This is a genomic window from Rhodopseudomonas palustris HaA2 (assembly GCF_000013365.1).
GTDB classification, from domain to species: domain Bacteria; phylum Pseudomonadota; class Alphaproteobacteria; order Rhizobiales; family Xanthobacteraceae; genus Rhodopseudomonas; species Rhodopseudomonas palustris_J.
Map to the genome: position 1 here is coordinate 3,171,271 of NC_007778.1, position 12,773 is coordinate 3,184,043.

Sequence of the window (12,773 nt, forward strand, 5' to 3'; positions counted from 1 at the left end):
CGGCGCGCCCCCCGGGCCGGGCTCTACGGCGGCGAACTCACCAGTCCCCGCATCGCGCGGCGCTTGGCGCTTGCTACCAGCCCCAGCCCGGCGTCGGTTGCGGCGGGTAGACGCGGCCGCCGCGCTGTTGCCGGTAGTTTCTCGGCTGCGGCTCCGGCCCGCGCTGAAAGAAAAAGCCGAAGCCGCCGTCGTCCCAACCGTCGTCGCGATCGGCCACCATGACAGCGGGTGTCGGCTTGCGGGTGATGAAGCCGCCCTGCGGATGGTCTTTCAGGACCGCGACGAATTCGGTGCGGTAGTTGGTCTCGACGCTCAGCGGCTCGTCCGAAATCACGATCGAGCTGCGCGGCAGCGCCGTCGGGCCGATGCGGTCGAGCACCTCCTTCGGGATCGTAATGCGATCCAGCGCCGCCCTGGCGCCGTCACCCTCGTCGATCGTCACCGCGCTCCAGCGCAGCCCGATGTCCGTCTTCGCCATGGCGGTGAAGATATGCGTGCCGATCGGCCGATGCGGATCGCGGATCGTGACCGGGACCTCGATGCTGGCGTCGAACACCTCGCCGCCGCCGTCCGGCGCGGGCTTGTGGGTGTTGCGGCGGACGTAGAGCTTCTGCGTTTCGCGGCTGATGTAGATCGAGACCGGCTCCTGCGCGAGCTTGGCGTCCAGAGCGACGTGCGCCGTCTCTGCCTTCCTCGTCTCGGCCGCCCTGGCGGCTTCCTTGGTACTGTCGGCCAGCGCCCGTTTGGCTTCAGCGTCCGCGATCGCATTGGCGAGTTGGGCCGCAGCCTCCCCGGCCCGCTGCGCGGCCTTCTGCTGCTGCGTCTCGGCCTTGGCCCGGGCGTCGTCGGTTTTGGCGGAACCGAGCACTTTGTCGGCACGCTTCAGCTCCGCCTCGGCCCGTGCCTTGGCCCGTTCGAGTGCCCGAAGCGTAGCCTTCAGCGGGGCCACCTCGCGGGCCGCAGCCTTGGCGGCCTTCTTGGCGTCGACTGCGGCGGCGGCGGCTTCATCGGCCTCACGCGCCAGCGTCTGCGCGCGCACCGGCGCCGCTGAACTGGCGTCCGGGGTCGGCACCAGCAGCGCCGGATGCGAAATATCCACCGGGGCCGTGTCCTGCGGCGAGACGATGACCCGCATCCCGATCCGCGTCCTGTCGAACAGCGTCTCCGCGAAGCCATAGGGCATCCGCACGCAGCCATGGGAGGCGGCGTAGCCCGGCAGCGGGCCGCCATGCAGCGCGATGCCGTTCCAGGTGATGCGCTGCATATGCGGCATCCAGGCATCGTCGTACATGCTCGAACGATGGTCGCGATTTTTCTCGAGGATCGCAAACACGCCCGCCGGCGTCTCCCGCCCCGTAGTGCCGGTGGAGACCGGCGCGCGCAGGATCCAGCCGTCGGCGTCGTACAGCGTGACCTGCTGCGACTTGATCGAGATGATCGCCATAATCGGTTCGCCGGCCGGCCGGGGCGCCACCGTCTCGGTCGGGGCCGGCCGCGTTCGCTTAGTCGATGCAGCCTCCGCCAGGGTCGTCAGAGCGGCCATCGCCACCACAGCGCCCGCGGCTGCAATCTGCAAACGGCGCATCGTCTCGCCCCGTCGTCCGGCCTTCAGTCCATTCACCACGCCGATCCTCGCTCGCATCGATGTCCGCAGCATTATTGCCGGCAAAATGGTCCAGGCATGACGTCACCGCCATTTCGACGGCAACTCTTCTGGCTGACCCATCCTAACGGTGATTCTCACCGGCCCGACAGCCGGCAGGATGCCTCACGCAGGATCCGGCCGTGGGCTCTCGACCGCATCAGTCGGCGGTCGCGGTCGCAACACCACCGCAAGAATAAACCCCAGCGCCAGCATCGTGATGGCGGCAATCAGCATCGTGGGAACTTTACCGGCATGAGCGAGGCCGAAGCCGTAGGCGATCGGGCCGGTCGTCTGGCCGAGGAAGAAAAAGAACGAATGCAGCGACATCGCGGTGCCGCGCGCGGTCTCACTGAGCTCGCTGGCGAACACCTGCACGCAGCCGTGCAGCATGTAGAAGCCCATCCCCATCGCCACGAACGCCACGGCCTGGGCCTGCCACGGGGGCCCGAACGCGATGATCGCCAACTGCAGGCCGACCAGCGCGCCGCCACCGATCATCATGCCCCGAACGCCGAGCCGTGGCAGCAGTCGTGCGACGGTCAGCGTGTAGAGCAGCCCGCCGACAGCAAAGCCCGCGATCACCAGCCCGGCGACCGCCAGTGATTCCTGCCCCTGATCGTGCAGGAAGGCGGCGACGAAGGGGAACGCCCCCATCACGCAGGTCCCCTCGACCAATACTGCTGCGAAGCAGATCGGAGCATTCGGATTGCTGAAGATGGTCCGATAGCCGCGGCGTAAGGCCGCCAGATCCATCGGTGCGCCAGGACGCATCGGTTTATTGCGAAAGCCGAACGACACTGCCAACGCAGCGACGATCACCAGGACGCCGAGCACGGCCAGCACACCGCGCCAGCCGAGCACGTCGCCGATCACGCCGGAGGCCGAGGCGCCGAGCAGATTGCCGGTCATCGAGCCGCCGAGCACGCGCCCGATCGCGACCTGCCGCCGCCCAGGTTCGACCAGATCGCTCGTGAGCCCCAGCGCCACCGGGAACACGCCGCCGGCTCCGATGCCGGCGAGAATCCGGCACAGAAACAGGACCTCGAATGACGACGACACCGCGCCGAGCAGGCTCGCGAAGCCGAGCAATGCGAGGCAGACGATCATCAGTCGAGCTTTGCCGAACATGTCGGCGAGCGCACCGATGGCCGGCTGCACCACCGCGAAGGTGAAGGCCGTCACGGCGGCGAGACCTGCGGCGGTGGCGATCGAGACCGAGAATTCCGACGCGATCCGCGGCAGCACCGGATCGAGCGCGCGGGCGGACAGGCTAGCGGCAAAGCCCGACAGCGCAATGATCTTCAACGCGGGCGGCAGGCTCGGCCGAACGACCGCACTGTCGCCCTGCGACATCAGATCGTTCCGGCTCCGGACCGCCGCTTGGCGAGCGCGTCGAACTCCATCAGCGTGCGCAGCAGGCTCTCGAAGTCGCGCAGCGGCACCATATTGGGGCCGTCGGACGGCGCGTGATCCGGATCGGGATGGGTCTCGATGAACACACCGGCGACGCCGACCGCGACCGCGGCGCGCGCCAGCACCGGCACGAATTCACGTTCGCCGCCCGACGAGGTGCCCTTGCCGCCCGGCTGCTGTACCGAATGCGTGGCATCGAAGATCACCGGGGCGCCGGTGGTCTTGGCCATAATCGGCAGCGCGCGCATGTCGGAGACCAGCGTGTTGTAGCCGAAAGACACCCCGCGCTCGGTCACCAGCACCTTCGGGTTGCCGGCGCTGGTGATTTTGGCGACGACATTGCCCATGTCCCACGGCGCCAGGAACTGGCCCTTCTTGACGTTGACGATCCTGCCGGTCGCAGCCGCCGCCAGCAACAGATCGGTCTGCCGGCAAAGAAAAGCCGGGATCTGCAGGATATCCACCGCCTCCGCGGCGCGGGCGCATTGCCCGGCTTCGTGAACGTCGGTGAGCACTGGCAGCCCGATGCTGTCGCGGATCTCGGCGAATATCGGCAGCGCGCCGTCGAGGCCGATTCCGCGCGCGCTCGCCGCGCTGGTGCGATTGGCCTTGTCGAACGACGTCTTGTAGACGATGCCGATGCCCAACCGCTTGCCGATCTCCTGCAGCGCCGCGGCGACCTCGAGCGCATGCGCGCGGCTCTCGAGCTGGCACGGGCCGGCGATCACCGATAGCGGCAGTGCGTTGCCGAATTTGACGTCTCCCGCTGCGACGACAGGCGCGGGTGCAATGCTTTTGTTCAACGGACCATTCCTTGTTCGAAGATCAGCGTCGCGCCGCACACATCCGGCACGACCAGGCGGTCGATGTGGCGCGTCGCGCCGATCCCGTTCTGCTGCAACAGGCGTTCAACCACGGCCGTCTCCTCCACGGCAATCCGCAATCCGGCGAAACGCGCGCCCTCCGCATCCACCGCGGCGGCGACGCCGTACTGGTCGCGGAACGACACCGGCTCGACGATGTCGATGTCGCCGCGCTCGGTCTGTGCAATGACGCCGATCGACGACGCGTGCAGATCCCGCACCCCGGTGAAGGCGCCGAGGAAGATATGGTGATCAGTCGGGTTGTCGGCAATCATCACGACCGCCGCCGCCGCACGCGCGCCGTTGGCGTGAATCTGGAACGACGGATTCCAGAAGTTCTCCGGATGATGATGCCGGCACGCCGCAAAGCCCGCGTCCGGCGACAGCGGATCGCGTGCGAATGCGAGCGTGAACCCGAGCTTGACGATGCTGCCGTCGGGCCGCTGCCCTTCCCGGCCGAAACTGAAGATCTCGCCCGCGCCGATCCCGACCGCGGCGAAGCCGCGCGCGTCGGCCTCAGCGTCGCGGCTTGCGAGCAGCAGCATCGAGAAGCCTTCGCGCCGCGCCAGATAGTCGCGCTGGTAAGCGCCGAACGAAAACGCGTCCGCGCGATGCGGTTCGATATTCTCGGGTTCGGCGACAGTGAGGATTTCGACGAAGAAGCCGTCGAGTTGCACGATGCGATTGTGCGTGCCGAAGGGATGGCGGTTGCGCGCGCCGACGCTGAAACCGAGCCGCTGATAAGCCTCCGCCGCGGCGTCGAGGTCGCGCACTGCATGAACGATATGGTCGAGACCGCACGGCATCAGGACAAGGCTTTCATCGTCGCTGCACGATTACCTGACGGCCGAGAACGCGGTCGGCAGCAGCAGCTGATTGGTGATGGTGTCGACGATCTGGCCGTCGGCCTCGGTCTCCGCCTTGGCGGCCAGCCAGTCCGGGTCGGACGCGAACGCGGCCCATTTCCGCTCGCGCTCGGCGAGGCTCTCCCAAGCGAGAAAATAAGTCAGCTCCTGGTTCGACGCGCCGACCAGGGTCGTGAAAAAGCCGGCCTGACGGATGCCGTGTTTTTCGAACATCTTCAGCGTGATGGTTTCGAACCGCTTCAGCAGCGCCGGCAGACGGCCGGGCACGCAGCGGTACACCCGGGATTCGTAGATCATGGTCCCTCCGATCGTTGCGGAGGCCTTATAGCCGCCACTCGGCGCGCTGTCTTGGGGCTCGCGGAGATCGCGCTTTCGGTCGGCATTGCCCAATTCATCGTCGTGGATCGCCTGGATTGGTCGTCCTCGTCGTTAAACCCGACATCCAGCCCGCAGGCAAAAGAGCCGACGTGAAATCCCATGGTTGCAAGGCTCTCTCTGACCGCTGACCTTCTCCGTCCGTTTCGGGTTGGACCGACCTGGGAAAGCGCGACCTGGAAACATGTCCGCTGGCTCGACGGCATTGTCGGCACGGCCGCAAGACTCGCAGGATGGAACGTCACGACGACGTCCTGGGATCGCGGACTCGTGCAGGATCACCATTATTTCCACACCCCGGATCTGTTCGAAGCAGCGGGCCTGCCGCTGTCGATCGAAGGCTGGGGACGCTTTCTGTCGCTCGAGGCCGTGCCGGCCCGAGATTTCGGAAGCTCTGGCGGCGCCTTTTCGCGGAACCCTTGTGGTCGGCTACGAACTGCCAGATCTGCTCTGCAGGATTTTCGACGAAGCGGGAATCGCGGTCATCGATTTGATTCTGTATCCCGTGCGCTTCCTCGACGACGTCGTGTTCGCCGCGCGAACCAACCGGGCCGCGCTCCATCGATTGCTGCTGCACGACATGCTCGATCCACGCGAGTGCATTCTGCGCGCCGGCTTCGTGCGCAGCAAGGCGAGCTTCATGCGGCCGCTGGGCCTGACGCCCGGGACGACCATTATTCTCGGACAGGTCCCCGACGATCGATCGGTGCTCGACATCGGCACCGGACGCTTCACCCATCTGGGCGATCATCTGCCGGCTCTGATCGATCTCTGCGCCAGATCCGCCGCGACACTGTTCAAGCCTCACCCCTACGATCCGCCGGACTCCGCAACGCGCAAGGCGATGAGCTCGTTGCGGTCGGTGACCTCGACCGACATCAATCTTTACCAACTGCTGGCGCAGCCCGAGACCGAGACCGTCTGCGCGCTGAATTCCAGCGGCCTGATCGAGGCGCGGCTGTTCGGCAAGCAGACGATTGCCCTGAAGGAGCCGGCTGTCAGGTTCGGCGAGGCCCCGCCGACGGATGGCGGCGGCTTCGGTGACGCGGTGCCGCAGAATGCCGGCTGGTACTCGCCGCGAACCTGGGAGGCGCTGCTGGCCGGGCATGAAGACATCCTATCGAAAACGCCGTCTTCGCTGGAAAAGGATCGCCTGAGGCGTGCGCTGAATGCCGACTGGGGCTTCGGGCATATCGACAGGGTCGTCGCCTGATGAACGAGCGCTGGGACACGATCATCTCGCTGCTGCAGGAGCAGAGCTTCGCCGACGCCATGGCCAGCCTCGATGCGATCTCCCATGATGACCCAATCGACGTCGACGCCTATCTCCTGCGCGCCGTGGCGCAGAAGCAGCTCGGGCTCACGAAGGATGCTGAAATCGAACTCTGGCGCGCGCTGGTCGTCGATCCCTGTGCCGCAGGGGTTCGGGCGGCGCTGGGCGATCTCTTCGTGGAGGATCTGACCCAGCCCGGCCATCCGCATGACTTTCAGCTCGATAGCGGCGAGCGTCAGACCAGCCCACAGATCGACATGATCCGGCGCGATCACAGCGCGCGCTACGAGTTCGCTGCGCATTGGCTGCGAGCCCATCTGCAACCGCCACGCGACACCACCGGATTGGATATGTTCTGCGGCAACGGTTACGGCGCGCGGATCCTCGCCGATCGCTGCGGTGCGCGGATCGTCGGGATCGACGGCTCGGCGCCGGCGGTCGCCCTCGCAGAGACGGCCTATGGCGGCCACCGTGTGGTCTTCCGGCAGGCCTGTTTCCCGTTCGAGCTGACGAGAAACGCCGCCGACTTCGCTGTCTGCTTCGAATCCCTCGAGCACGTCGAGGATTGCGATGATTTCCTCCGGCAAGTGGGCGCCGCGACACGAGGGCCGATACTGCTGTCGTTTCCGCTCGAAAGTGGACTACCCTTCGCCGTCAACCGCGACCTGTTCCGGTTTCACTTCCGGCACTTCAAGGCGGACGAAATCGCCGAGAGGCTGCTGCGGCTGACCGGCCGGCGCGTCATCGAGATGCGCGGGCAGATCGTCTATCGGATCGAGAAGGGCCGTATGAGCGGTCTGCTGGACCCATCACAGATGGAACTGACGCGCCTCGAGGACGACAGCCAGTTCGGGATCGTGATCGCAATCTGAAACCAGGTGACGACGCCCTGCCGCCTGGCCCGCAGCCGCGGTCACGCCGACATTCCCATGCTATTGTGGAGTGGACGGCAGTGAGCCACACGGGGCCTGCCGCCCACTCAATTACCGGAGAAGTGTCGATGAGGCGAATGCTGTTGCAGATCGGGCTCCTGCTGGTGGTGAGCGGCTCGGCGTCGGCGCAGACGCCAGGCGTGGTCACCGGCGGTAGCGACAATGTCATCGTCAACGGCAAGCCGGCGGCACGCGCAGGCGACACCACGTCGGACGGGGCCATCGTCGAAGGTTCGACGAACGTGTTCATCAGCGGCAAACCCGCCGCAGTGGTCGGCGGTCGAACCAATTGCGGCGGCGTGGTGGTCGGCGGCGGCAGCAACGTCTTCATCAACGGCAAGCCGATGGCACGCGCGGGCGATTCCACGGCGGGCTGCCCGAAGTGATGGAAACTACACCAGCCGGCTGCGCACCAGCGCCGCTTCGATGAAGGACGAGAACAGCGGATGCGGCTCGAACGGGCGTGATTTCAGTTCGGGGTGGAACTGCACCCCGATGAACCACGGATGATCCTCGTATTCGACGATCTCCGGCAGCACACCGTCCGGTGACATGCCGGAGAAGCGCAGGCCGTGCTGTTCGAGCCGGTCCTTGTAGGCGGTGTTGACCTCGTAGCGATGGCGGTGGCGCTCTGAAATCTCCAGCACGTCGCCGTAGATCTTCGACACCCGGCTGCCGCGCTTCAGCGCCGCCGGATAGGCGCCGAGCCGCATCGTCCCGCCGAGGTCGCCGGCGTTGGAGCGCCGCTCCAACTCGTTGCCGCGCAGCCATTCCGTCATCAGGCCGACCAGCGGCTCCGCCGTCGGGCCGAATTCGGTCGAGTTGGCTTGCTCGATGCCGGCGAGATTGCGCGCCGCCTCGATCACCGCCATCTGCATGCCGAAGCAGATGCCGAAATACGGCACGTCGCGTTCGCGGGCGAACTGCGCCGCCTTGATCTTGCCCTCGGCGCCGCGCTGACCGAAGCCGCCGGGCACCAGGATTCCGTTGACGTGCTCGAGGAACGGCGCCGGGTCCTCGTTCTCGAACACTTCGCTCTCGATCCAGTCGAGCTTGACCTGGACCTTGTTGGCGATGCCGCCGTGCGACAGCGCCTCGATCAGCGACTTGTAGGCGTCCTTCATCCCGGTGTATTTGCCGACGATGGCGATCGTCACCGCGCCTTCAGGATTGCGGATACGCTCGTTGATCTGATGCCAGCGCTCCAGCGCCGGCGGCTGTTCGGCCGCAATCGCAAATGCCGCCAGCACTTCGTCGTCGAGGCCTGCGGCGTGATACGCCTCCGGCACAGCATAAATGCTGTCGGCGTCGCGCGCCTCGATCACCGCGCTTTCGCGGACGTTGCAGAACAGCCCGAGCTTGCGCCGTTCCTCTTTCGGGATCGGACGGTCGGTGCGGCACAGCAGGATGTCGGGCTGGATGCCGATCGAACGCAGCTCCTTGACCGAATGCTGGGTCGGCTTGGTCTTCAATTCGCCGGCGCTCGGGATGTAGGGCAGCAGCGTCAGGTGAATGTAGATCACGTCGCCGCGCGGCAGATCGTTCTTGATCTGTCGGATCGCCTCGAAGAACGGCAGGCCTTCGATGTCGCCGACGGTGCCGCCGATCTCGACCAGCACGAAATCGTAGCCGTCGTTGGAATCGACGATGAAGTCCTTGATCGCGTTGGTGACGTGCGGGACCACCTGGATGGTGGCACCGAGATAGTCGCCGCGGCGTTCCTTGGTCAGGATGTCCTGATAGATCCGACCGGTGGTGATGTTGTCCTGCCGGGTGGCGGGCCGCCCGGTGAACCGTTCGTAATGGCCGAGATCGAGATCGGTCTCGGCGCCGTCGTCGGTCACGAACACTTCGCCGTGCTGATACGGCGACATCGTCCCGGGATCGAGATTGAGATAGGGATCGAGCTTGCGAAGGCGGACCTTGTAGCCTCGCGCCTGCAGCAGCGCGCCGAGTGCCGCTGATGCGAGACCCTTGCCGAGCGAGGAGACCACGCCGCCGGTGATGAAAATATACCGCGCCATGGGACCCTACCTTTAAGGCCCTCGGTCCGATTCGCCAAAGCGATTCGTCCCTAATGGGCGAACTTCGAAATGCCTGTGGGTGACGCTGAAAGATCAGCGCCTTCATACGGTTACTGACGGCAGCTCAGACTCTTCAACAGCTACCGCCAGCGCATGCCGGCAATGCTTATTGCGACTGCGGTGGGGCCGGAGCGGCCGGGGCCTGATTCTGCGGCTGGTCGGCCTGCTTCAACGAATCGAGCAGACCGCCGCCCTGCGAGACCGGCGGCGCCGGGACGCCCGGCGCCTGCTGGGTGGTCGGCGCCGCGGTCGGAAGGATCGTGGTCGGCTTGCGGTTGTAGGTCGCGAGCCAGGACAGCAGCAGGCTGGTGATGAAGAAACCGACCGCGAGAAACGCCGTGGTCCGGGTCAGCAGGTTCGCGGTGCCACGGCTCGACATGAAGCCGCCGCCACCACCGCCACCGACGCCCAGGCCACCGCCCTCTGACTTCTGCAACAGAACGGTGGCGATCAGCCCGAGGACCAACATCAGGTGGATGACGATAATGACAGTCTGCATGATACCCTTCCATCACAAGCCTGGATCGCCGAAAGGCCGACATGGCGCCAGCGCGCGGCTGCTCGACAGGCTTGCGGGATAAACGAAGTCGCGCGGTGTCTACACGATCGATGGGGGCATTGTCACCCCCGGACGGCAAAAGCCGGAACATCGTGACAGCCGCCAAATCACCGCGCCGCCGCTCGGCGACATCACCGCTGAATCCAGATTTCACATTTTAGATCAGTATTGTATGACGCGTTTCCAACCTTTCACAAAAGATCGGAGCGTCGCATCAATCCAGATGCTTCGAAGCGATCCGTCCTTCTCCTACGGCTTATTCGGCGCTGGCGGCGGATTCGGCTTTGCCGATCGGGGCTGCGGCACGGTTGCCGACGGCATCTTGGCCTCGGCCGACGGCGGTTGATTGGCGGCTGCGGGCGGCTGCGGCGCGACGGGAGCCGCCTGCCCGATCGACACTGACAAGCCGAACAGACGCCATTGCCCGTTCACGGGTGCAAAGGTGAGTTCGAAATTGACCTGCGACGGCACCGAGGGAAAAAACCCCGCCATCCGCATCAGTCCATTGGCCTCTACCTGCGGCAGCAGGTTGAGCTGGGGTTCGATCACCGCAACACCGGACAGATCGAGATTTTCGTTGCGTTGTTTGGCGAAGATTTCCGCCAGACGCGCCGCCGTATTGATCTGAAATCCGGCAGCGCCGAGATCGCGCAGCACCGTATAGTTTCCGGTCTTGTTGGCCTGATCGAGCGCCAGCAGCGTCGACCTGATCAGAATGAGGACACCGTTGCGGTCGATCTGCGCCGGCTTCGGCGCGGCGTTTTCCGTCTGGGCCTGCTTGGCTGGCTGAGCGCCCGCCGGAGCCACCGACATGGCGCTGGCAAGCACCAAGGCCGCGGCCAGCAGTGGCTCCAGACGCACCGGGCCATCATGAGATCTCAAGTTGCGCATGCGTGCTGCCAGACCCGAGGCCTGCCCCTCAACGCCAGCTTCGTCGGCGGCACCGGTCAGAATTCCCCGCCGATGCCGACATAGGCCGTGTGCTCGGTGCCGCCGCCATTACCGTAGCCGGCGACGACGGCGAGCGGCATCGAGGTGTTGAAGCGGTGAGCGAAGCCGAAGCCGAAGCCGCCTTCGCCATGGAAGGTCGAGCCGCGCATCTGCCAGGTTGTCTTGCCCGGACCGGATGGCATCGGCGCATTGGCGGCCGCGACCGCCGCGGCAATGCCCCGCCGTGCCTCCGTCCGGTTTTCGCCGATCTGTGACTGCAGCGAGCCGACCTGAGATTGCAGCGACCCGATCTGGGATTGGATCGCCGAGGTGATGCCGCTGAGCTGACTGACGTTGACGGCGTCGGTGGGATTAATACCGGCCGCGACATTGGTGAGGCGCCGCTCGTTGCCTGCTGTGCCGAACGACACGGTGTCGGCGAGTGTCGCCACCGAGCCGCTGCCGATCGCCACGGAGTTGACGCCGAGCGCCTGCGAATTGGCGCCGAGCGCGATCGCATTGAGGCCGTTCGCCATCGCCGCGTTGCCGAGTGCAGTCGCCCCGACCGCCTGCGCCGCACTTCCCTGCCCGACGGCTGTCGCCCCGGTCGCCGAGGCGACGCTGGTCTCGCCCAGCGCGGTGGCGTTGACCCCGGTGGCCACTGCCGCGTTGCCGAGCGCGGTTGCCGCGACAGCCTGCGCCGCACTTCGCCGTCCGACGGCTGTGGCCCCGGTCGCCGAAGCGAGGCTGGTCTCGCCGAGCGCCGTGGTGGCTTCCCCGTCGGCGATGCTGCCGAACCCGAACGCGCTGGCGGAGCCGCCCGTTGCAGTGGTGTTCGCACCCACCGCCGTTGCGCCGGCGCCGGTGGCGAGGCTGCTCATTCCCATCGCAGAGGCATCGTCGCCAGTTGCCCTGCTCCCCGCACCTGTCGCTGTCGCCCGGATGCCAAGGGCTTGAGCTTCATTGCCTGTCGCGGTCGCAAAGGCGCCGTCCGCGTTCGAATCGCCGCCCGTCGCAGTGGCTCTATTTCCAGTTGCAAGACTGTTCTGGCCGGTCGCAGTCGCGTTCGAACCGGTCGCTCTGCTGCTTTCGCCGGTGGCGGTGGCGAATTGGCCGATGGCGTTGCTCGCCTGGCCGGTCGCGGTCGCGTTCGAGCCTTGTGCGACGCTATATGCGCCCGTAGCGGTGGCGTAGTTGCCGGTGGCGGCGCTGCTCACGCCAGCGGCGGTCGCGAATGTGCCGGCGGCATTGCTGGCCGCGCCGGTCGCCGTTGCTGAATCGCCGGTAGCGGCACTCCGCCAGCCAGTCGCGGTCGCCGAGGCTCCGAGGGCATTGCTGACCGCGCCGGTCGCCGTCGCGGTCGCGCCGTCGGCATTGGCGCTCGCGCCGGTCGCGGTGGCGCTGTCGCCGTTGGCGATGGCAAAAGCACCGTTCGCGGTCGCGTTTATACCAGTAGCGCTACTGTTCGCTCCCGTCGCGGTTGCCTGCGAGCCCTGAGCTGAACTGTAGGAACCGCTCGCAGTGGCATAGCCACCTGTGGCGATGCTGCTCGTGCCCATCGCAGTGGCATAGTTGCCGGTGGCGGCGCTGTTCGCGCCTGTCGCCGTTGCAGCTTCGCCTGTAGTCTGCGCGTTGTCCCCAACCGCCGTTGCAAACCCGGACGGCGCGTTGATCGTGCCGCCGCCCGCTGCATAATCCGCAGCCGAGGCGCCTCCGGTCCAGAGCGTCAGGGCCGTTGCCGTCAGCAGTCCGGCCGAACATGCGGCGCGCCAGCCGATTTTCGGGCGACATGTTTGTTGCTTGGATACGGCCAGCATTTCCATAACGCCCCAG

12 protein-coding genes are annotated in these 12,773 nt (G+C 66.2%); 3 read left to right on the top strand and 9 right to left on the bottom strand.

Going from position 1 to position 12,773, the window contains the following annotated elements; all coding sequences use genetic code 11:
- Positions 1-73 precede the first annotated feature (73 nt).
- From RPB_RS14015 to RPB_RS14035, 5 genes are all read right to left on the bottom strand, one after another.
- Positions 74-1,585: a L,D-transpeptidase gene (locus RPB_RS14015; RefSeq protein WP_011441669.1), complete on the bottom strand. Its 1,512-nt coding sequence runs from the start codon at positions 1,583-1,585 to the stop codon at positions 74-76.
- Between the two features lie 183 nt (positions 1,586-1,768).
- Positions 1,769-2,998: an MFS transporter gene (locus RPB_RS14020; protein ID WP_011441670.1), complete on the bottom strand. Its 1,230-nt coding sequence runs from the start codon at positions 2,996-2,998 to the stop codon at positions 1,769-1,771.
- On the bottom strand, positions 2,998-3,861 hold the full coding sequence (gene kdsA / locus RPB_RS14025) for a 3-deoxy-8-phosphooctulonate synthase (protein ID WP_011441671.1): 864 nt from the start codon (positions 3,859-3,861) through the stop codon (positions 2,998-3,000). The genes RPB_RS14020 and kdsA overlap by 1 nt, the downstream gene beginning before the upstream one ends.
- Entirely contained in the window at positions 3,858-4,727 is an 870-nt protein-coding gene (locus tag RPB_RS14030; RefSeq protein ID WP_011441672.1) for a VOC family protein, read from the bottom strand. The genes kdsA and RPB_RS14030 overlap by 4 nt, the downstream gene beginning before the upstream one ends.
- A gap of 30 nt (positions 4,728-4,757) precedes the next feature.
- Positions 4,758-5,084, bottom strand: coding sequence for an NIPSNAP family protein (locus RPB_RS14035; protein WP_011441673.1), 327 nt, complete (start codon positions 5,082-5,084; stop codon positions 4,758-4,760).
- A gap of 262 nt (positions 5,085-5,346) precedes the next feature.
- Here RPB_RS14035 and RPB_RS14040 point away from each other — a divergent pair, with 262 nt between their 5' ends.
- From RPB_RS14040 to RPB_RS14050, 3 genes are all read left to right on the top strand, one after another.
- The gene (locus RPB_RS14040) at positions 5,347-6,375 is read left to right on the top strand and encodes a hypothetical protein (RefSeq protein WP_011441674.1); all 1,029 of its coding nucleotides are present in this window, start codon (positions 5,347-5,349) and stop codon (positions 6,373-6,375) included.
- Positions 6,375-7,307, top strand: coding sequence for a class I SAM-dependent methyltransferase (locus tag RPB_RS14045; protein ID WP_011441675.1), 933 nt, complete (start codon positions 6,375-6,377; stop codon positions 7,305-7,307). The genes RPB_RS14040 and RPB_RS14045 overlap by 1 nt, the downstream gene beginning before the upstream one ends.
- A 137-nt stretch (positions 7,308-7,444) precedes the next feature.
- The gene (locus tag RPB_RS14050) at positions 7,445-7,753 is read left to right on the top strand and encodes a PAAR domain-containing protein (protein ID WP_245258226.1); all 309 of its coding nucleotides are present in this window, start codon (positions 7,445-7,447) and stop codon (positions 7,751-7,753) included.
- Positions 7,754-7,759: 6 nt separating this feature from the next.
- On the opposite strand, the gene RPB_RS14055 is transcribed toward RPB_RS14050, so the two are convergent.
- The 4 genes from RPB_RS14055 to RPB_RS24180 form a co-directional block, all read right to left on the bottom strand.
- Positions 7,760-9,391, bottom strand: a complete 1,632-nt coding sequence (locus RPB_RS14055; RefSeq protein WP_011441677.1) for a CTP synthase — start codon at positions 9,389-9,391, stop codon at positions 7,760-7,762.
- A gap of 166 nt (positions 9,392-9,557) precedes the next feature.
- Positions 9,558-9,950: a preprotein translocase subunit SecG gene (gene secG / locus RPB_RS14060; RefSeq protein ID WP_011441678.1), complete on the bottom strand. Its 393-nt coding sequence runs from the start codon at positions 9,948-9,950 to the stop codon at positions 9,558-9,560.
- A gap of 309 nt (positions 9,951-10,259) precedes the next feature.
- A complete protein-coding gene (locus tag RPB_RS14065) occupies positions 10,260-10,901 on the bottom strand; it encodes a hypothetical protein (protein WP_011441679.1) in 642 nt (213 codons plus the stop codon).
- 56 nt (positions 10,902-10,957) lie between these two features.
- Entirely contained in the window at positions 10,958-12,763 is a 1,806-nt protein-coding gene (locus RPB_RS24180; protein WP_011441680.1) for a YadA family autotransporter adhesin, read from the bottom strand.
- Positions 12,764-12,773: the final 10 nt, after the last annotated feature.